General features: G+C 61.9%; 13 protein-coding genes. 5 read left to right on the forward strand and 8 right to left on the reverse strand.

The annotated features are described in order from the left end of the window. Position 1: 1 nt before the first annotated feature. The 3 genes from ACYQ01_RS06255 to aprB all read right to left on the reverse strand — a co-directional run bounded on the left by ACYQ01_RS06255 (position 2) and on the right by aprB (position 3,976). Complete coding sequence (locus ACYQ01_RS06255; RefSeq protein WP_459932968.1) at positions 2–1,249, reverse strand: CoB--CoM heterodisulfide reductase iron-sulfur subunit A family protein; 1,248 nt, start codon at positions 1,247–1,249, stop codon at positions 2–4. A gap of 164 nt (positions 1,250–1,413) precedes the next feature. Next, positions 1,414–3,405: an adenylyl-sulfate reductase subunit alpha gene (gene aprA / locus ACYQ01_RS06260; RefSeq protein WP_459932969.1), complete on the reverse strand. Its 1,992-nt coding sequence runs from the start codon at positions 3,403–3,405 to the stop codon at positions 1,414–1,416. A 76-nt stretch (positions 3,406–3,481) separates the two neighbouring features. After that, positions 3,482–3,976 (reverse strand): adenylyl-sulfate reductase subunit beta, encoded by a 495-nt coding sequence (aprB, locus tag ACYQ01_RS06265; protein WP_459932970.1) that lies wholly within the window; start codon positions 3,974–3,976, stop codon positions 3,482–3,484. Positions 3,977–4,994: 1,018 nt separating this feature from the next. On the opposite strand from aprB, the gene sat reads away from it, so the two are divergent. The 4 genes from sat to ACYQ01_RS06285 all read left to right on the forward strand — a co-directional run bounded on the left by sat (position 4,995) and on the right by ACYQ01_RS06285 (position 10,888). Continuing rightward, complete coding sequence (gene sat, locus ACYQ01_RS06270) at positions 4,995–6,296, forward strand: sulfate adenylyltransferase (protein WP_459932971.1); 1,302 nt, start codon at positions 4,995–4,997, stop codon at positions 6,294–6,296. 78 nt (positions 6,297–6,374) lie between these two features. After that, positions 6,375–6,617 (forward strand): hypothetical protein, encoded by a 243-nt coding sequence (locus ACYQ01_RS06275; RefSeq protein ID WP_459932972.1) that lies wholly within the window; start codon positions 6,375–6,377, stop codon positions 6,615–6,617. A gap of 318 nt (positions 6,618–6,935) precedes the next feature. Then, positions 6,936–8,858 carry an aconitate hydratase gene (locus tag ACYQ01_RS06280; protein ID WP_459932973.1) on the forward strand — a complete coding sequence of 641 codons (1,923 nt, stop codon included), beginning with the start codon at positions 6,936–6,938 and terminating at the stop codon, positions 8,856–8,858. A 104-nt stretch (positions 8,859–8,962) separates the two neighbouring features. Further along, positions 8,963–10,888: a peptidylprolyl isomerase gene (locus ACYQ01_RS06285; RefSeq protein ID WP_459932974.1), complete on the forward strand. Its 1,926-nt coding sequence runs from the start codon at positions 8,963–8,965 to the stop codon at positions 10,886–10,888. 322 nt (positions 10,889–11,210) lie between these two features. Here the strand turns inward: ACYQ01_RS06285 and ACYQ01_RS06290 are convergent, their stop codons facing one another. The 5 genes from ACYQ01_RS06290 to ACYQ01_RS06310 form a co-directional block, all read right to left on the reverse strand. Further along, entirely contained in the window at positions 11,211–12,872 is a 1,662-nt protein-coding gene (locus ACYQ01_RS06290) for a putative bifunctional diguanylate cyclase/phosphodiesterase (RefSeq protein WP_459932975.1), read from the reverse strand. A 74-nt stretch (positions 12,873–12,946) separates the two neighbouring features. Continuing rightward, complete coding sequence (locus tag ACYQ01_RS06295) at positions 12,947–13,438, reverse strand: metallophosphoesterase family protein (RefSeq protein WP_459932976.1); 492 nt, start codon at positions 13,436–13,438, stop codon at positions 12,947–12,949. Between the two features lies 1 nt (position 13,439). Then, entirely contained in the window at positions 13,440–14,036 is a 597-nt protein-coding gene (locus ACYQ01_RS06300) for an HD domain-containing protein (RefSeq protein ID WP_459933897.1), read from the reverse strand. Between the two features lie 253 nt (positions 14,037–14,289). After that, positions 14,290–15,654: a TolC family protein gene (locus ACYQ01_RS06305; RefSeq protein ID WP_459932977.1), complete on the reverse strand. Its 1,365-nt coding sequence runs from the start codon at positions 15,652–15,654 to the stop codon at positions 14,290–14,292. 328 nt (positions 15,655–15,982) lie between these two features. Beyond that, positions 15,983–16,420, reverse strand: coding sequence for a 3D domain-containing protein (locus ACYQ01_RS06310; RefSeq protein WP_459932978.1), 438 nt, complete (start codon positions 16,418–16,420; stop codon positions 15,983–15,985). Between the two features lie 296 nt (positions 16,421–16,716). Between ACYQ01_RS06310 and polA the strand changes: the two genes are divergently transcribed. After that, the gene (gene polA, locus ACYQ01_RS06315) at positions 16,717–19,383 is read left to right on the forward strand and encodes a DNA polymerase I (RefSeq protein ID WP_459932979.1); all 2,667 of its coding nucleotides are present in this window, start codon (positions 16,717–16,719) and stop codon (positions 19,381–19,383) included. Positions 19,384–19,386: the final 3 nt, after the last annotated feature.

Here is a 19,386-nt window from a genome sequence, read left to right on the forward strand (position 1 = left end):
CTTACCTCCCCGCAACCGTTTGAATCGCCCCCAGGGCCGCGCCCGTGGCCGACTGGGCCGAACGCATCACGTCCAAGGGGAGCTTGGCGCAACCGGCGGCGATGAAGCCGGATTCGGCGCCGCCGATCAGGAACCCTTCCTCATCCACGGACACGGAACCAGGCAGGGTTTCGCCGGCGATGGCCGGTTGCATGCCGGTGGCCAGCACCACCAGGTCGAATTCCTCAATGTTTTTCAGCCCCAAGTCCACATTCTCAACCGTCGCCAGCACGGTACCATTGGGCGTTTCGGTCAGCTCCGCAACTTTGCCCTTGACCAGGGAAAGCTTGGGATCGGCGGAAACCTTTTCCAGAAACTTCTGATACCGGCCCGGGGTGCGCAGATCTATGTAGAAGATGGTCACATCGGCGCTGGGAACACGCTCACGAATGTAACAGGCCTGCTTTAACGAGGCCATGCAGCAGATATAGGAACAGTAGTTCAGATGATTTTCGTCGCGCGAGCCCGCACACTGCACAAAGGCGATGCGTTTGGGCGCGGCGCCGTCGGAAGGACGCATGAGCAACCCGCCGGTAGGACCGTTGGGCGCGCAAAGGCGTTCCATTTGCATGTTGGAGATGACGTTCTTGAGTTTGCCTCCGCCCAGGTTCTCCAGCTTGGCCATATCGTACGGCTTCCACCCGGTGGCGTAGACAACGGCTCCGACGTTGAAAATCAACTCGCGGGTCGTGTCTTCCAGATCGATGGCTCCGTACGGACAGGCAGCGGCGATGGACTTGGCTTCAGCCTCGGAACATTTCGCACGCTCGAAAACATACCGCTGGGGAAACGCGTTCAGGTTGGGCCGATAGGCCACCTTGCGTTTACCCAGACCAAAATCGAACTCACATTCCACTTCGGTGACCGCGGCTTCGGTGCAAGCGTTGCACGAGGTACACTTCTCATTGACGTAGCGCGGAGCCACGGTGATTTCCACTTCGAAATCGCCCGGCTTGCCTGTCACCTTGGTCAAGGTGGCCAGGGTGAGCACCTTCACCTTGGGATTGTTACGAATGCGCTGAAACTGAATTTCCAAGCCGCAGGTTGGAGGGCAGAGCTTGGGGAAATATTGGTTGAGCTGGGCCACCCTGCCGCCCAGGTAGGGGTTTTTCTCCACGAGGATGACCTCGTACCCCAATTCGGCGGCCTCAAGGGCGGCGGTAATCCCGCTGAACCCCCCGCCGACCACCAGTATCGCGTTACTTGACATGTAATCCTCCCTCGCTCGGATTTGACCTTTCACGGTCAAACGGCCTGACCCGGGGCGCCAAGCCCCGGCGCGCCCCGGCTCAGACCGTTTGCGATCAAACGGCCGGCTTTCGGCTGATGAAACGGCCGCGGGCTGAAAAGCCCGCGGCCGCGTTTATCCCGATGTTATTCGGGGATGATCTGATAGTAGGAACGCTTGAAGACCGTGGTCTCCTTGGTGTTGGGATCGTACTTCGAGTTCACGAAGCACTTCCACTTGGAGTCGTCCAGGCCGGGGAAGTCGCCGCGATAGTAGAAACCGGGGTAGCGGGATTCCTCGCGGAAGGAGATGTGCTGCATGTGCAGACGAACGGTCCACAGGCGGTGGAACTGCTCCCAGCAACGCATAAGTTCGTGCAGATCGCGGGCAGCCAGCTTCTCGGAGTCTTCTTCAAGCATGCGGAGCAGCTTGAAGCCGGTGTCCAAAAGCGACTTCGACGTGGTGTACAGGGTGCCGCAGCCTCCGCCGTACTCGTCGGTGCACTTGATCAGGCGCATCATGAAGTTCTTGGGGGAGATGAACTTCGGGTTGATGACCGGGTCGGTGGACACGCCCTTGAACTCTTCGAAGGTGTACCAGGGCTGGTAGATGGCTTTCTTCAGCTCGTCAGCGGTTTCCTTGATGGCGGGCTTGAAGTCCTTGTGGTCCACACACCAACGCACGCACTGCTTGCCGACGATACGGCCTTCAGTGTGGGAGCCGGAGGAGAACTTGTGACCGGAAGCGCCCACGCCGTCAGCGCAGGTGAACAGACCGTTCACGGTGGTCATACGGTTGTAGACCTTGCCGTTGTCAGCCTTGACTTTGTATTCGTCGGGAACCCAGGGTTCGTCGGGACCGGAAGCCCAGATGCCGCAGCAACCGGAGTGGGAACCCAGCAGGTAAGGCTCGGTGGGCATGATTTCGGAACCGGCCTTCTCAGGCTCGATGTTCATGGCGGCCCACAGGTTGGCCTGGCCCACGCACATGTCGAGGAAGTCTTCCCAGGCTTCGCTCTCAAGGTGCTTCTGCTGCTCGGCGTTGAGCTTGGCGAAGGTGGTCTGCAGGGCGGTGGCGGTGTCCATGTAGATGGGGCCGCGACCGGCGCGCATTTCCGCCAGCATCATGTGGTTACGCAGGCAGGTGGGGATGATGTGGCCCTTGGCGTAGCCACGATCTTCGTAGGGCTTCAACATGCCGCGGTTGGTCTCGCAGTAGTCTTCGCCCTTGTAGTTGGTGGCTTTGGCCTTGAAGAGCAGGAACCAAGCGCCGACCGGTCCGTAACCGTCCTTGAAGCGGGCGGGGACGAAGCGGTTTTCCATCATGGTCATCTCGGCGCCAGCCTGAGCGCACATGGTGTAGGTCGAACCGGCGTTCCACACGGGATACCAGGCGCGGCCCATACCTTCACCGGTGGACCGGGGGCGGTACACGTTAACCGCGCCGCCGCAGGCCACGACCATGGCGTTGGTTTTGAAGATGTAGACTTTGTTCTCACGGGTGGAGAAACCAACGGCGCCGGCGATGCGGTTGGGCTGGTTGGCGTCGAGGAGCAGCTTCACGATGAAGAGGCGCTCGATGTAACGGTCCTGGCCCAGAGCGTTCTTCGCGGCTTCAGCCACGATGCACTTGTAGGACTCACCGTTGATCATGATCTGCCAACGGCCGGAGCGGACGGGCTCGGCGCCGGTGCGCAGGGACACGCCGGCGGCCTTGGACTGGGCGCCGTCGAGGTTGTGTCCGTCAGCGTCCTTCGTCCAGCAGGGCAGGCCCCACTCTTCGAACAGATGGACGGAGTCGTCGACGTGGCGGCCCAGGTCGAAGATCAGGTCTTCGCGGACCAGGCCCATGAGGTCGGTGCGGACCATGCGCACGTAGTCGTCGGCGTTGTTCTTGCCAAGATAGGTATTGATGGCCGAGAGACCCTGCGCGACGGCGCCGGAACGCTCCATGGCGGCCTTGTCCACCAGCATGATCGACAGTCCGCCGACCTTGTCGGCCCAGCGCACGGCTTCAAACGCGGCGCCGCAGCAGCCCATGCCACCGCCGACAAACAGGATGTCAACGGTTTTTTCGATCACTTCCGGTTCGGCAAGGGCAACGCCTCTCGGCTCTTCTTTCACAGGAATGCGGGGCATTGTTGTGCTCCTTTACTGATGCTTGACGTAATGTGGCAATCAAATTCCGGCTCATGCGGCCGGAATCTCCCCCGAGCTATTTGCAGAAGCCGTCCAACCAGCACTGGGAGGTACCAGCGTCGGAGATGTCGAACTTCTTGCCCAGAGCTTCGATGGGCTTGAACAGCTCCCCGGTCTCGGTGAACAGGAGTTCGCTGTCCAGATCGCCGGGTTCGGGCTTGCCGTCGTAGGGCTTGATGGAGCCTTCAGGCGTGGTCCGGATGGGGAACTTGAAACGTTTGACGTTGCCATTGCGGAACTTCACCGTCCACATGATGGAATCGGCGGAACGCATGGGCACGGAAGTGCCGCCCATGGGAGCAAAGTCAGCGTAAGGCCGGGCTTCAATGGCCCCCTGGGGACAGATCTTCACGCAGGAGTAGCACTCCCAGCAGGCGTCGGGTTCCTGATTGTAGGCCCGCATTTCGGTCGGATCAAGAACCATGAGATCGTTGGGGCAAATGTACATGCACGCGGTCTTTTCGCCGCCCTTGCACCCGTCACATTTGCTCGGATCGACAAAGGTAGGCATACCCACATCCTCCACGCTTTGATTGTTTACTTCTGGATTAAAGGCAACCACACGGTAAAACGCACCGCACCGGCCTCGGCCGGGCGTAAACCGCCGCGCCGGGGGCATTGAGCCCCTATCCGCGACGGACGGTAAGACGAAAAACGTCTTGCGGGCATGGTCAGATTATCACCGGAGGCCGGGATCACCGGACCGTTCGCCCGCCGCTCGCTCCGGGTTTGGCGGCGTCAGCACCGTCCGAATGGACGGCTTGTGAGAGATGTAACGAGATCGTCCCGGCACGTCAAGTTGAAAGTGAAATTAATTACAAACCCTTTCAACCCACCCGTTCCCTTACATATTTTCAAATTGCCGGGAGTATCGTTTCACACTTTTTTCGGGTGGGCAAACCCACTATCACAGGTCTTCCGCGCGTGGCAAGACCGGCTTCGTTCTTTTGTTCTTCAAGACGCCTGCCGGTTTTTCTCAAAAATCCCGCCCGACCAAGGTGTTCCGCGTGATTCCGGATTTCCCGACGCGTCGCCGTTCGCCGCCTCCTGCTTCAATTTCCTTTATTTTTCGAATAATTCCCTTTTGATTCGTTTTTTCGACATTTTCTTGTCAATCACTCGAATTGTTCGTGTCCCACTCTTAATTCGCCTTCACGCGGCCCCACTTCCCATCATGGCAATCAAGCCTTTCCCGGGCAAACCCATCGGGTTTAAGTTTCAATCCGGACCCTTTCCTCTGGACATACTTTCTGGCATTCCTTAAAATATAAAGTTAATGGCAGTGCTTGATGTAGCCGTTGTCGCTCGCCTGAAAACTTCCCTTTCCAATGTGGCCACAAACTTTTCGAGTGCGCCTTGACAAATCGTCTTTTTTTTCACAATATCCAATCTCGAACGTTGATATTGACCGCAAACGTTCCGCGAGTGCCGGCCGCAAGCCGTTTTCACCCTGCGGATCGCGGCCAAGCGTATCCGGACGGTACCATAGACCGATATCAAACTATTCGTATTAAGGAGAGGAAACGCACATGTCCAAACTGGTCCCCCCCCATGGCGGCAAAGGTCTTACCATCTGCCTTCTCGAAGGTTCCGAGCGTGAAGCGGCCGTTAAGAAGGCTGCCGGCCTGAAGAAAGTTGTCATCTCTCCCCGTGAGAAGGGCGACCTGATCATGATGGGCATTGGTGGCTTTTCGCCCATCACCTACTTCATGGACAAGGCCGACTGGAAGTCCGTCTGTGAAAAAATGACCCTGAAAGACGGCACCTTCTGGCCCGTGCCCGTCACCCTGTCCGTGTCCGCCGAAGACGCCGCCGGCATCAACGCCGGTCAGGAAATCGCTCTTGAGAGCGCCGAAGGCGAGATGATGGCCATCATGACCGTCACCGACAAGTACACCCTCTCCGACGAAGAGAAGAAGTGGGAGTGCTACCAGGTCTTCAAGGGCGCCGGCCCCGACTCCGCCGACGACACCTTCTGGGAAACCGCTCAGAAAGACCACCCCGGCGTCCAGATGGTTCTGAAGCAGAAGGCCGTTTGCCTGGCCGGCCCGGTGAAGGTTCTGTCCGAATCCGAGTACCCCGAAAAGTACAAGGGTGTTTACATCCGCCCCGCCGATCTGCGCGACATGATGGACAAAAAGGGCTGGGCCAACGTCGCCGCTCTGCAGCTGCGCAACCCCATGCACCGCTCCCACGAATTCCTGGCCAAGATCGCCATCGAAGTTGTTGACGGCGTGGTCATCCACTCCCTCATCGGCAACCTGAAGCCCGGCGACATCCCGGCCGAAGTGCGCGTGAAGTGCATCGACACCCTGGTCGAAAAGTACTTCGTGAAAGACCACGTGATCCAGGCCGGCTACCCCCTGGACATGCGTTATGCCGGTCCCCGCGAAGCCCTGCTGCACGCCACCTTCCGTCAGAACTACGGCATCAACAACATGATCATCGGCCGCGACCACGCCGGTGTTGGTGACTTCTACGGCATGTTCGAAGCTCAAGAGATCTTCGATCGTATGCCCTACGCCACCCCCGAAGCCGCTTGCGCCGTCGAGCCCGGCAAGGCCCTGATCTGCAAGGCCATGAAGATCGACTGGACCTTCTATTGCTTCAAGTGCGACGGTATGGCCTCCCTGCGCACCTGCCCGCACAGCAAGGACGACCGCGTCATCCTGTCCGGCACCAAGCTGCGCAAGATGCTGTCCGAAGGCGCCCCCGTGCCCGATCACTTCGGCCGTGACGAAGTGCTCACCATCCTGCGCGCCTACTACGAAGGCCTGACCGAAAAGGTCGAAATCAAGATGCAGCGCGCCGCTTCCGGCTCCGGCCAGTAGACCGCGCTTCGATCCCGCTTCAACAAGGGGGAGACGCCACGCGGCGTCTCCCCCTTTTCCTTGCGCGAGGCGCACTCCATGACCGATACCTACGACGATCCCCAACGCGAAATCGCCCGCATCGAATCCGAAATTCTCGCCTTCGAGGACGAATTGCGCCGCTGCCAGGCCAAAATCCGACACCTCATGGACAGCGAAGACCTGGACGCGGGCGTGACCTTCGCGCAGCAAATCTTCGCCGTCCGGCAGGACAAACTCCGGCTGGACGTCGAAATCCAACTGCGCCGCAACGCGGCCAACCGACTGCGTCGTGCGCTGTAGCGGAACGAAAAACATTTCGGGGAAGAAGCGACCCGCCGCAGGCCTCCTTTTCGCGCAGAAGGTTTGGCCCCGATCCTGGTCCACCAAAAAACGCGTGCTGGAGCTGGAGTAGCGCCTAACACTTTACCACAATTAAATTTTTTTTTGAGGGTGGGGGTTTTGGGGAGGGAACCTTCTGTTGAAAAAGGTTCCCTCCCCCAATTCTCCCCTCCTTTCCCCCCGCTCCCTGGTCCGCTTCGGCGTCCCCCGCCCGGCTTGACATCGGGCGAAAAGCCGGGGCAAGTGGTTCCACCTCATTTTTCACAAGGAATCTTCCTCATGGGCAAGAACATCACGCAGAAGATCATTGCCGCGCACCTGATGAGCGGCAAGATGAAGCCCGGCTCCGAAATCGGGTTGCGCATCGACCAGACGCTCACCCAGGACGCCACGGGCACCATGGCCTGGCTGCAATTCGGGGCCATGGGCCTGCCCCGGGTCAAGACCGAGCTGTCGGTCAGCTACGTGGACCACAACACCCTGCAGCAGGGGTTTCGCAACCCTGACGACCACCGGTTCCTGCGCACCATGGCCGCCAAGTACGGGGCCGTGTTCTCGCCCCCCGGGACCGGCATCTGCCACCAACTCCACCTGGAAAACTTCGCCAAGCCGGGCAAGACCCTCATCGGGTCCGACTCCCACACCCCCACCGCCGGCGGCGTGGGCAGCCTGGCCATGGGCGCGGGCGGACTCTCCGTGGCCCTGGCCATGGGCGGCGAGCCCTACTTCATCCCCATGCCGCAGGTCGTGCGCGTGTGGCTAGATGGCGAACTCACCGGCTGGGCCGCGGCCAAGGACGTGATCCTCTATCTGTTGGGCAAGCTGACGGTGAAAGGCGGCGTGAACAAAGTGTTCGAGTACGCCGGGCCCGGTGTGGCCACCCTGTCCGTTCCCGAACGGGCCACCATCACCAACATGGGTGCGGAACTCGGCGCCACGGCCTCGCTGTTCCCCGCCGACCAGGTGACCAAAAAATTCCTGACCGCCATGGGCCGTCCAGAGGATTTCACCCCCCTCAAGGCCGATCCCTCGGCCGCCTACGACGAGGAAGTGATCATCAACCTAAACGAACTCGAACCCATGGCCGCCCGTCCGCACATGCCCGACCTGGCCGTGACCATTCGCGAACTCGACGGGTTGAAGGTCGATCAGGCGGCCATCGGCTCCTGCACGAACTCCTCCTACGCGGACCTGAAGACCGTCGCGCTCATGCTCAAGGACAAGCGCACCGATCCGTCCACCGACACCATCATCGCCCCGGGCTCCAAGCTGGTGGTGAAGATGCTTGCCGCGGAAAAGCTTCTCGAACCGCTGCTCGACTCGGGCGCGCGTCTGTTCGAATGCACGTGCGGACCGTGTATCGGCATCGGCGGCTCGCCGGTTTCCGCCGGCGTGGCGGCGCGGACCTTCAACCGCAACTTTGAAGGACGCAGCGGCACCCAGGACGCCCAGGTCTACCTGGTCAGCCCCCAGACCGCGGCCCAGGCCGCCTTGAACGGCAAATTCACCGATCCCGCCACCTGGGGCGAGCCCCCGGCCAAGGTGCAGATGCCCAAAAAGGTCCCGAACATCCGCCACCTCTTCGTGTATCCTCCGGAAGACGGCTCCGGGGTGGAGATCCTGCTCGGACCCAACATCGCTCCGCTCTCCCGTTTCGCGGCCGCGCCCGAGGTCATCGACCAGAAAGTGGCCCTCAAGGTGGGCGACAACATCACCACGGACCACATCCTCCCCGGCGGGTCCCAGGTGATGAGCTTGCGCTCGAACATCCCGGCCATTTCGGAACACACCTTCATCAACGTGGACAAGGGTTTCGTGGCCCGCATCCGCGAAATGGGCGGAGGCGTGATCGTCGGCGGCGAAAACTACGGCCAGGGCTCCTCGCGCGAACACGCCGCCCTCGCTCCCAAGCATTTGGGCGTGTCCGCCGTGGTGGTCAAAAGCCTGGCCCGCATCCACCGCGCCAACCTCATCAACTTCGGCATCCTGCCCCTGCTCTTCGAAGACAAAGCCGATTACGACAAGATCGCCGAAGGCCAGAGTGTGGTGATTCCCGTGTCCAAGATCAAACCGGGCAAGCCCGTGGACGCCGTGGTGGACGGCACCACCAAGATCCGTCTCACAAATGATTTGACCCGCCAGGAACTCGACACTATCTTGGTCGGCGGTACGCTCAACGCGGTTGGCGCGAGCGGCAACTAAATCCTTACAAGTCAACTTTCCGGCGGCCGAAGTCGCGCGCTTCGGCCGCCGGCCTTTTCGTTCGGCCCAAGGCCCGACAATCCCTGCCCCAAGGAGCGCGTTTCATGTTGGATAACATGCGTCAGCATGCCCAGTCCTGGGCCGTGAAAGCGGTATTCGCCATCATCATCGCCGTGTTCATTTTCTACTTCGGCCAATCCGGCATGGGTCGCCACGGCGGCTCAGGCGTTCTGGCCACGGTGGGCGATCGGCCCATACTCATCAAGGACTTCCTGCAAGAGGTGGATGAACAGGCCCGGCTCGCCCAGTCCCAGAATCCCAACCTCAGCAAGGAAGACCTGGAGCGCATGGGGCTCAAACAGCAGGTGTTCTACAAAATGGTGGGACGCTCCCTGCTTTTCGATCAAGCCGAAAAGATGGGCGTGACCGTTTCGCAGCCCGAGTTGCAGGCTTTCATCGCCAGCATCAAGCCCTTTCAGAACGACCAGGGCAAGTTCGATGTCGAACTCTACAAACAAAAGATCAAGTCCCTGGGACAATCCGTGGACGCCTTTGAACAGGCGCAACGCGAAAGCATGCTCATCGAGAAGATGGTGTCCTACGCGGTGTTGCCGGCCTGGGTCACGCAAACGGAAGCCCGCTCCCTCTATGACTTCACCAAGGAGCAGGCCACGGTCAGCTACCTGGAGTTTTCGGGATCGGAATTCAGTTCCAAGGTGGACGTCGCCAAGGACAAGCTCGAGGCCTTTTACGAAGCCGACAAGGCCAAGTACAAACGTCCGGCCGAGATCAAGATCGAATACATCGAGGTCTCTCCGCACAGCCTGGCCAAACCCGACCAGGTGACCGAGCAGGACATGAAGGCCTATTACGACGCCAACCCGGACAAGTTCAAACACCCCGAAATGATCAAGGCCAGCCATCTGCTGGTGCTCTTGCCCAAGGACGCCAAGCCCGAGGAAGTGAAGGCGGCGGAAAAGCGCCTGAACGATCTGGCCGGACGCCTGCGCAAGGGCGAACCCCTGAGCAAGTTGATCGCCACCCCCGGCCAGCCTGCCGTCACCGGCGACGATCTGGGATGGTTCGGCAAGGGCACCATGGTTCCCGAATTCGAAAACGCGGCCTTCGCCCTGAAGAAGGGGGAAGTTTCGGCCCCGGTGCGTTCGCAGTACGGACTGCACATCATCTGGGCGCAGGACCGCAAGGCTGAAGGCGTTACGCCGTACGAGGAAGCCAAGGCCGACATCAAAAACGAGCTTGCCGAGGAAAAGGCCACCGAAACCGTGGGCAAAACCGCCGACATGATGCTCGAAGACCTGCTGGGCGGTTCCGATCTGGCCAAGGTGGCCAAAAGCCAGGGACTGGCCGTGCAAAGCACCGGATTTTTCACTCGCCAGGCCCCGCCGCCCGACCTGGGCTTGCCGCCCACGGCCCTGGGCACGCTTTTCTCCACGGAATCGGGCAAGGTCGTTCCCCAGGCCATCACGGCCGGCGAGGGATTCCTGCTGACCCGGGTGGTGGAGTCCAAGCCCGAAACCATCCCGCCGTTCGACGATATCGCCGACGCGGTCAAGGCCGACTACGTGGCCAAGGAGGCGCTCAAGCTCGCCGAAGCCAAGGCCAAGGAAGTGGCGGCCCAGATCGCCACCCCCGAAGGCCTGGCGGCCGTCGAGAAGCAGTACCAGGGCCAGTTCAAGACCACCAAGCCCTTTGGTCGGCAGGGTTTCATTCCCGAATTGGGTCTGGCCCAGACGCTGGCCGAAGCGGCGTTTTCCCTTGCGGCTCCGGGCTGGCTGCCTGACGCCTACGGCGTGGCCAAGGGCTACGTGGTGGCCAAGCTGGACGGCCGCACCTTGCCCACCGACGCGGAATGGGACAAGGACAAGGCCCGCGTGTTCTCCCAGTTGGTGCCCATGCGGCAGGAGGAGTTGTATGGAACCTACCTGCAGTTCCTCTACGACAAGTTGGGTGTGAAGGTCGTCGCCCAAGACGTCTTGGGCAAGACCGACCTGGACGCCGCCGGCAAGTAGCCGATTCGGTTCGTCTTCTCAGGCCCGGTCGCTTTTTCGAGCGGCCGGGCCTTTTTGTTGGGCAAGGCCCGGCCGCGGGCATGACAACCACAACGCGCGCAACGCGGCGTCTGTCCGCGAGGGACCTGAACAGCGCGCTCTCGACGGCGCCACGGATGCTGAAACGACCCGCCACAGAATGCGACGGCGCGAAAAGCGGGGACTCCGCGCCGACATGGCGCGAAAAAACGTCAAGCCCGAAGCGGCGCTCCTCGCCGCCGAGGCCTTGACGTTTTCAGGCAACACGGCCAGCCCATGCGGCTAACCGAACTTTCGTCAGGGGCTAGGACTTTTTGTCCAGGAACTTGAGCACGTCGTCCAAAGGCAGGGGGCGGGAAAAGAGAAACCCCTGCCCGCTTTCACAATCCAGGGCCTTGAGCATGGACCATTGCTCGCGCATTTCGATGCCCTCGGCCACCACGTTGAGGCGCAGGTTGTGGGCCAAGTTCACCACCGAGCGCACGAGTTTGCGTTTTTTGGGGTTCCTGTCCATCTTGCCCACGAAAGTCTTGTCCACCTTGAGGGTGTCGATGGGCAGGGACTGCAGGTGGCTGAGCGACGAATAGCCCGTGCCGAAGTCGTCTATGCACACCCGCACACCGGCGTCCTTGAGTTGGCGGATACGCTCGGCCGCCAGGTCGGGGTTGGTCATGGCCACGCTTTCGGTGATTTCCAGCTTGAGCCGATGAGGATCCAGCCCGGTAGCCTTCAGAATTCCCAGGACCTGATCGACGATATCGTGCAAATGGAGCTGATGCAGGGACAGGTTGACGCTCATGGAGAAATCGCCCGCCTGGGGATTGGCCGCGATCAGCTCGCACATGTCCCGACAGGACTGTTCGAGCACCCAACGCCCCAAAGGAAGAATAAACCCCGTATCCTCGGCGAGAGGAATGAATTCAGCCGGCTTGACCTCTCCCCATTTGGGGTGATTCCAGCGCAAGAGCGCCTCGACCCCGGTCAGGGCCTGGGTGTCCAGGGAGAGAATCGGCTGGTAGGCCATGGAAAATTCGCCGTTTTTGAGCCCCCGGTAGAAGTCTATCTCCAACTCCATGCGTCGAATGGAGCGTTCGAGCATGGACGTGTTGAACACCTTGAACCGATGCTGGCTTTTTTTGGCGTAGCGCACGGCGATGTTGGCGTAGCGGATGATGTCTTCCGGGGCTTCGAGCACGGCGGGGCTGACCACCATGCCGAATCCAGCCGAAAGCTGCACCTCCTGCTCGTCCAGCTCGAAGGGCACGGCCAAGCCCTTGATCATGCGCTTGACCAGGCGCACCACTTCGCGCGGGGACAGGCCTTCGAGCAGCACGAAAAATTCGTCCCCCGAAAGCCTGGCCAGCAGGGCCTGGTCGGGCATCAGGCCGCGCAGGCGCAGGCCGGCCTTGCGGATCACCGCGTCGCCGGCGGCCGGACCAAAGGCGTCGTTGATTTTTTTCAGGCGGTCTATGTCCACGTACACGCCGGCAAAGGCGATGTCGGGATTGGCCAGCAGGCGGTGACGCAGCTCTAGCATGCGCTTGATCAGGTAGTCGCGGTTGGCCAGTCCGGTGAGATGGTCCACGGTATCCATGGTCCAGGCCAGACGGCGATGGGTTTCGCTGTCCAGGGCGGTCACGGACATGCGCAGCCAGGGGGTTCGGTCCGGCCCTTCGATGCAACGGCCGCAAACCAGGGCTTCGCAGGCCCCTCCGCCGGGCAGCATCACGGAGAACATGCGCCAGTTCGCTTCGCAGGAAAGACGCAACGAGGCCAGAAAGGCCGACAGCGTCCGCCGGTCCTCCGGGCGGACCAGGGGCTCCAGGTCGAAAGGACGCCCCTGCTCGATCCCGAGCAGGGAGCAGCAATCCGAAGCGTAGCGGAGCCGCCCGTCCTGATCGATCAAAAACTCGCAGTGGGGCGAGGTCTTGCACATGAGCTCGTAGAGCTGGACGTCTCGTGTCACTGGGCAACCTCCCTGCCGACGGTCCGTACTCGCGGCCATACCCGCCGTCTGGTCGGGTTTTGAAAATCCCTGGCCTATGTTGCGAGCGCTCCCGGAAAACGGCGAAAATCGACCCGGATCGTATCGTCCAATTCCACGAAGGCCATGCAGGGTTCCTGACCGGAAAAGCTTCCCGGGTTGACCAGCAGGGTCTTGCCGATGACCACCTTGTCCGGTTTGTGGGTATGGCCGAAGAAAAGGATGTCGAATCCGGGGCCAAAGGCCTCGTACACGCGGGTGGCCAGGCTGAGCTTTTCCCCCCAGCCGTGGGTCACGCCGACCCGCTTGCCGGCCAAGTTCAGGCTCAAGGTCGGCGGCAGATCGCGTCCCAGGGGCCACTGGCACATGTTGCCGGCCACGGCGTACACCTGGGGATGGCTCGCCAGCATGTAGTCGAGCAGGGGCTTGCCCGAGATGTCTCCGCAGTGGATCACGGCATCGGCCGGGACCACGTGCTCGTCGAAAAAGCGTTTGAAGGAGTCGGTGGGCTCCACAAGGTGGGTATCCGAAAGAACGGCGAGACGCATGTCACTCCTTCCCGTTTTTGCGTTGCCACCAGCAGACGTCAGGCCCTAAAAACCACCAGTCGGTGTGGTCGGTGGTCATGACGGCCTGGGCCAGTTCGCGTCCCTGGTCCGTGCGCAGTCGCTGCACCGAGCATTCGAGCCATTTGCCGGCGTATGGATTGCCCAGGTCCCCCAGCTCCTTGAGCTTGACGATGAGGTCGAGCTGGTCGGCGTCGTGGGCCAGTCGGGCTTCCGGGCTGTCGTCGCCTTCAAGCTCGTCGAACAGGGCCAGGAGGGGCGCTTCCAGCCCGGTTCCGGCCAAACCGTCCTCCAGCGCCCCACGGGCGTCCAGGCGGTCGTAGAGCTTGTTGACGTAGTTGAAATCGCCCGTGCGGGCTTCGTGCAGATCGTGGAACAGGCACAGCAGCACGGTCTTGGCCTGGTCGGCCCCGGCCATGTCGGCCAGGACATACCCGATGACCGCGGTGCCGAAGCTGTGTTCGGCCACATTTTCCGACCCCGAGCCCAGGAATTGATATCCCGTTCGGGGGGTACGCCGCAACATGCTCGTTTCGAACAAAAAATCGGCCAGGCGTTTGCTTTTTTCCCGGCCGGGCATGCCCACGCGACGCCGCGCGTCTGGTCGGTCCTCCGGGGAGGGTTGCCCGTGCGCGGCCGAGGAGCCTGGGCGCCCGCTTTGCGTGTTGTCGTTCATGCTGCGCTTGATTCCTTGTACCCGTCGTCGAAATGATGGCGGAACAACAAGTTTACGTCAGGACGTGGTGTTTGGCGAGAACTGATAACCGTTTTCATTTGAACGAAAAAAAAAGCGGCCCGGACGCATCGCGGGCCGCTGAAACGATGGGGCGAGGTTAGAGGGACAAGCTGAGATTCTTGCGCCCGATGGAATAGTTCAGGTTGGCCACCGCCGTCTGGTAGTCGGTGAGGGCCTGGGTCAACTGTCCCTCGGCCTTGCTCACGCGCGCCTGGGCGTCCAGCACATCGGTGTTGGTGCCCACCTGGGCCTGGTAGCGGGCCACGGCCTGGCGGTAGCCCTCGTTGGCGGCGTCCAGGCCCTTGCGGGCCACGGAGATTCGCTTGGCCGCGTCCTGGATGTTCAGGTACTGGGTTTTGACGTCCGCCCCCACGTCCAGGCGCAGCTTGGCCAGGTCGGCCCGCAGCTTCTTGGTGTTGTCGTCCGCCTGGCGGTAGGAGAAAAACGTCTGTCCCCAGTCCCAGGCCTTCCAACTGACCGTGATCTGAAACTGGTGGCGTTCGGTGTAGAAACCCGACGTCACCGGCACGTCGGTATTGCGGAAGTCCAGGTGGTCGCTCTGGCGAATGTAGTCGTAGGAGGCCTGCAACTGCGGGAGCATGGGGGAGAGGGCGATTTTGGCGTCCTTTTCCGCGATCTCGACGCTTTTCAGGGCGATCGAGATGTCCGGCCGATATTTATAGGCTTCGTCCAGGGCCTGTTGCAGGGTCATCTTGAACGGGGAATAGTTGAGTTCGCCCACGTAGTTGAGGGGCTCGTCCAAGGGCATGTTCAGCAACGAGTTCAGGGTCGCCAATTGGATGTCGACGCTGTTCTTGGCCGCCAGGAGGCTCTGTTCCGCCGTGGCCAGGTCGGCTTCGGCCTGCAAGACGTCCAGGCGCGGACGCAGGCCCACGTCGAAGAAGGCCGTGGTCACCTTGAGCTGGGATTTGAGCCTGGCCACCGAGTCCTCGTTGGACTTCACGTCCGACCGGGACTTGAGCAGGGTCAAGAAGGCCGTCTGCACGGTCTTGATCATGGTCAGTTCGGTGCGGCGGAAGGTCTCGTCGGCCTGGGTCCTGGCCAGCTTGGCCTTTTGATAGGTGGAAAGCAGACGAAAACCCGTGAACAAGGGCTGGGTGACATTGAGATCCACGTTGACCAGATAGCTGTGGTACCACTGGCTGCTCTGGCCCATGGTCACGGTGTCGCCCCCGCTCAGGGTCTGGGTCAGGTTGAGGGGCGTGTTGGTCCTGGCCGTCCAGGAATAGGCGTTGATCGTGGCCGTGGGGGCGAAGGCCGCTGTGGCCGCGCGCACGCCCTCTTGGGCGCCGTAGATCTGCTGTTTGGCGGATTGCATCTGCGGGTTGGCGGACAGGGCCCGAGACACGGATTTTTCCATGTCATAGGTTGAATCCTGCGCCCATGCGGTCATGGACCAGAAAAGCGAAAGCGCGAAAAGCGTAAGGACGCGACGGTACATGGAGGCTCCCTTGTTTTCGGCCTGGAAAGACGGCACAGGCCGTATTCCGCCTGGTCGGCGAAGCCGGACGATCGCCGATCTTCACGAATCTTCAGGATCGGACGCGTCCCGTGGGACGCGCAACCGAGGAAATGACCCGCCCGAGGGCTGACGTCAATGACAGAGGGAAACGAATTTCCCCGGTAATGTGGCTGGGCTCTAGCAAAGAAGCCCTACCTTGGAAAGAGCAAAAAAAAACAGGCTGCAATCCGCTGTATTGACGACACACCCGGCCGTGCGCCCCGTGTTGGCGGGCCTTCGGATGACGTTGGAAAATCCCGGCTTTCGGTTACACGTCGAGCAGCACGACCTCGATGCGCTTCCTGCCGAATTCGACGGCGCGACCGTGGTCGTCCATGAAGATGTCCACGCTCTTGTGGCGGCTTTCGCCCATGACATCGGTGATGGTGAACACGCCGTGGTTTTTGATGTAGACTTTCTTGCCGAACACCCATCCCTGTTTGAACAGGTCCCGGGACACGGCCACCCCGCCTTCCTTGGGTTTGGACATGGACGCCGTGAGCATGGATTCGTCCTGCCCGTCCTGCATGAGCTCCAGCGTGGAGTACGCCGTCACGGTGAGGACCCTGTTGGGCACGGGATCGGCGATGCGCGAAAGGTTGGCCCAGACCACGGCCTGGAGCAAAGCGGATTCGTCGCGGGTCTTCTCCAATTCGAGGCGCATCGAACGCGTTTCGTGTTCAGACTGATGCAGGGCATATTCCATGCGTGCGACATCCTGACGCCACGCGTAACTTCCGACGATCAAAACAGCCAACAAGACGATATTCATGACCCGGGTCATACGGCACCTCCAACACAAACAGCGGTCATGGTGATGAATATTCTCCCCGAACAAGGGAGGCGAGAGAGCTTGATGACAGCGTACCTACCCCATGTTGCGTCACCGGGCAACGATTTTTTCCCCGGCTCCATCCCCGCTCCTGACGTGGGCCCGAACCAAGCGCCCGCACGGTTGCCTGAGCCCGAGCAACAGGCTACAAGAACCGAAAAGGATACGACATGCCCCTGAGGGACCGCCTGCCCACCCCCGGCGAACCGCTTTATCTCATCGACGGAACGTCTTACATCTACCGAGGGTTCTACGCCTTTGGAGACCTGACCCGTTCGGACGGTTTCCCGACCAATGCGCTTTTTTCGGTCCTTCGCCTGGGGCTGCGCCTGCTGCGCGAGGAACGCCCCACCCACGCCCTGTTCATCCTGGACGGACGCGGCCCCAATTTCCGCCACGAACTCTTCGCCGCCTACAAGGCCCAGCGCGAAGCCATGCCCGAACCCCTGGTCCAACAACTGGCCCCCATCGCCCAGGGCCTGGAGCTCATGGGGCTGCCCGTCTACCGGCAGGAAAACATGGAGGCCGACGACGCCATCGCCAGCCTGGCCGCCCGCTACAAGGCAAAATTTCCCGTGGTGATCGTGGGCTCGGACAAGGACCTGCGTCAGTGCCTGGACGCCTCGGTGGTGCTCTGGGACCCCTCGGGCAAACAGGAAAAATTCGTCACCCTGTCCGACTTCATGGCCGACTTTCCGCAGGGACCGGCCCACTGGCCGGACTTTCAGGCCCTGACCGGAGACGCGAGCGACAACATCCCCGGCGTCCCCGGGGTGGGCCCCAAGACTGCCGCGACGGTCCTGACCCAGTTTCCCACTCTGGAAGCCCTCAAAGACGGCCTGGAAGACCTCAAACCCAACATCCGGGCCAAGATCGCGCCCCACCTGGACGACCTCTTCACCTACCGCGAGCTCACCCGGCTGCGCACCGACGCCGCCCAGGACGTGACCCTGGACTCCATGGCCGTGCGTCCGGCCCGGGCGGCGGACCTGGCCACCTTTCTGGCCTCCTACGAACTGCGCACCCTGGCCCGCGAAGCCCAGACCCTGGGACTTCAGGCCACGCCGGCCAAGGCCTCGCCGTCTTTTGTCCAGGGTCGCTCCGCCCAGACTCCCGCCGGTCCGGCCCACTCCGGCCAGGAGCAACTCTCGCTGCTGCCTCCCAAGCCCGCGGTCCCGGCACCCGACCTTGATCCCGATCCCCCGACCCCGCCGGCCGACCTGCCCGACCTGTCGGGCGCGCAAGTCGCCCTGGTCCACCTGGGAGCGGAACAGGGCTTTTGTCTGGGGCTGGACACATCCCAGTACACCGTGACCCGGCCCGCGGCCGAGCTCGTTCCCCTGCTGGCCCGGGCGCAACGCATCCACACCCCGAGCGTCAAGGAGCTTCTTGGCGCCGATCCGGCCTGGAGCGCCGTCCCCCTGGACCGGTTCTTCGACCTCGGCCTGGCCGCCTACCTTTTGAGCCCGGAGGACCGCGTCTATTCCTGGGAGCGCCTGGCCGACAGCCTGTTCACCGATCCCACCTACAGCCCGGACGAGGCCCCGCCCGGACGCCACGGCCTGGTCTGCCTGGCGCTTGGCAAGCGCCTGAGCGTCCGGGTGGAACAGGCGGGTCTGGGCCCTCTCCTGGCCGGGCTCGAACAACCGCTCATTCCGGTGCTGGTGCGCATGGAGCGCCTGGGCGTGGGCATTGACCCGGCGGCTTTCGCGGCCTTCGCAGGCGAGGTCAACGCCAAGCTGGACGAATTGAGCCGGGCCATGCACGACCAGGCCGGCGTGGTGTTCAACCTGCGCTCCAGCCAACAGTTGGCCGACGTGCTCTACAACCGGTTGGGGCTCAAGACGCCAGGCAAAACACCGGGAGGCGCGGCCTCCACTTCGGCCGAGGTCCTGGAGCGCCTGCGCGGGCAGCATCCGCTGGTGGATTCGGTGCTCGAATTCCGCAAGCTGGAAAAACTGCGCTCCACCTATCTCGAACCGTTGCCCAGACTGGCCGGTCCCGACGGGCGCATCCACACCACGTTCAACCAGTTGGCCACGGCCACGGGGCGGCTTTCCTCCAGCAATCCCAACCTGCAGAACATCCCCGTGCGCGGGGCTCTGGGCCGGCGCATGCGGGCCTGTTTCGTGGCTGCGCCCGGACACGTGCTGGCCTCGGCCGACTATTCGCAGATCGAACTGCGCGTGCTGGCCCACTTTTCCAAGGACCCGGCCCTGCTCGAAGCCTTTCGCCAGGGCCAGGACATTCACACCCGGACCGCGGCCCTGCTTTTCGACGCTTCCCCCGAGAAAATCACCCCGGCCCAGCGCCGTCAGGCCAAGACCATCAACTTCGGTCTGCTCTACGGCATGGGGCCCCAGAAGCTGGGCCGCGAGCTGGGTCTGACCCTGGCCAGGGCCAAGGACTTTATCGCCAAGTATTTCGAACGACTCAGCACGCTCAAGGCCTATTACCAGCAGGTGGTGGACCAGGCCGAGGCGCAGGGCTACGTCACCACCCTGGCCGGCAGGCGACGCCTTTTGCCCGACATCCGGTCCCGAAACGCCCAACTCAAGGCCCAGGCCAACCGCCAGGCGGTCAACACCGTGATCCAGGGCAGCGCCGCCGACATCATCAAGATGGCCATGCTGGCCACGGACAACGATGCTGAGTTGGAGCGGCTGGGGGCCAGGCTCGTGCTCCAGGTGCATGACGAACTGGTGATCGAGGCCCCGGAGGCAAACGGCCGCCCGGCGGGCGAACGTTTGCGGACCGTGATGTCGGACGTGACCGAGCTGGATGCGCCCCTTGTCGCGGACATGGGCGTGGGACGCGACTGGGCCGGAGCCCATTGAACC

The sequence above is a fragment of the Fundidesulfovibrio butyratiphilus genome (assembly GCF_054657235.1).

Coding starts and splice junctions, on each gene's coding strand:
- ACYQ01_RS06255 (WP_459932968.1), bottom strand. CDS start 1,249: ATGTCAAGTAACGCGATACTGGTGGTCGGCGGGGGGTTCAGCGGGATT.
- aprA (WP_459932969.1), bottom strand. CDS start 3,405: ATGCCCCGCATTCCTGTGAAAGAAGAGCCGAGAGGCGTTGCCCTTGCC.
- aprB (WP_459932970.1), bottom strand. CDS start 3,976: ATGCCTACCTTTGTCGATCCGAGCAAATGTGACGGGTGCAAGGGCGGC.
- sat (WP_459932971.1), top strand. CDS start 4,995: ATGTCCAAACTGGTCCCCCCCCATGGCGGCAAAGGTCTTACCATCTGC.
- ACYQ01_RS06275 (WP_459932972.1), top strand. CDS start 6,375: ATGACCGATACCTACGACGATCCCCAACGCGAAATCGCCCGCATCGAA.
- ACYQ01_RS06280 (WP_459932973.1), top strand. CDS start 6,936: ATGGGCAAGAACATCACGCAGAAGATCATTGCCGCGCACCTGATGAGC.
- ACYQ01_RS06285 (WP_459932974.1), top strand. CDS start 8,963: ATGTTGGATAACATGCGTCAGCATGCCCAGTCCTGGGCCGTGAAAGCG.
- ACYQ01_RS06295 (WP_459932976.1), bottom strand. CDS start 13,438: ATGCGTCTCGCCGTTCTTTCGGATACCCACCTTGTGGAGCCCACCGAC.
- ACYQ01_RS06300 (WP_459933897.1), bottom strand. CDS start 14,036: ATGCCCGGCCGGGAAAAAAGCAAACGCCTGGCCGATTTTTTGTTCGAA.
- ACYQ01_RS06305 (WP_459932977.1), bottom strand. CDS start 15,654: ATGTACCGTCGCGTCCTTACGCTTTTCGCGCTTTCGCTTTTCTGGTCC.
- ACYQ01_RS06310 (WP_459932978.1), bottom strand. CDS start 16,420: ATGGAATATGCCCTGCATCAGTCTGAACACGAAACGCGTTCGATGCGC.
- polA (WP_459932979.1), top strand. CDS start 16,717: ATGCCCCTGAGGGACCGCCTGCCCACCCCCGGCGAACCGCTTTATCTC.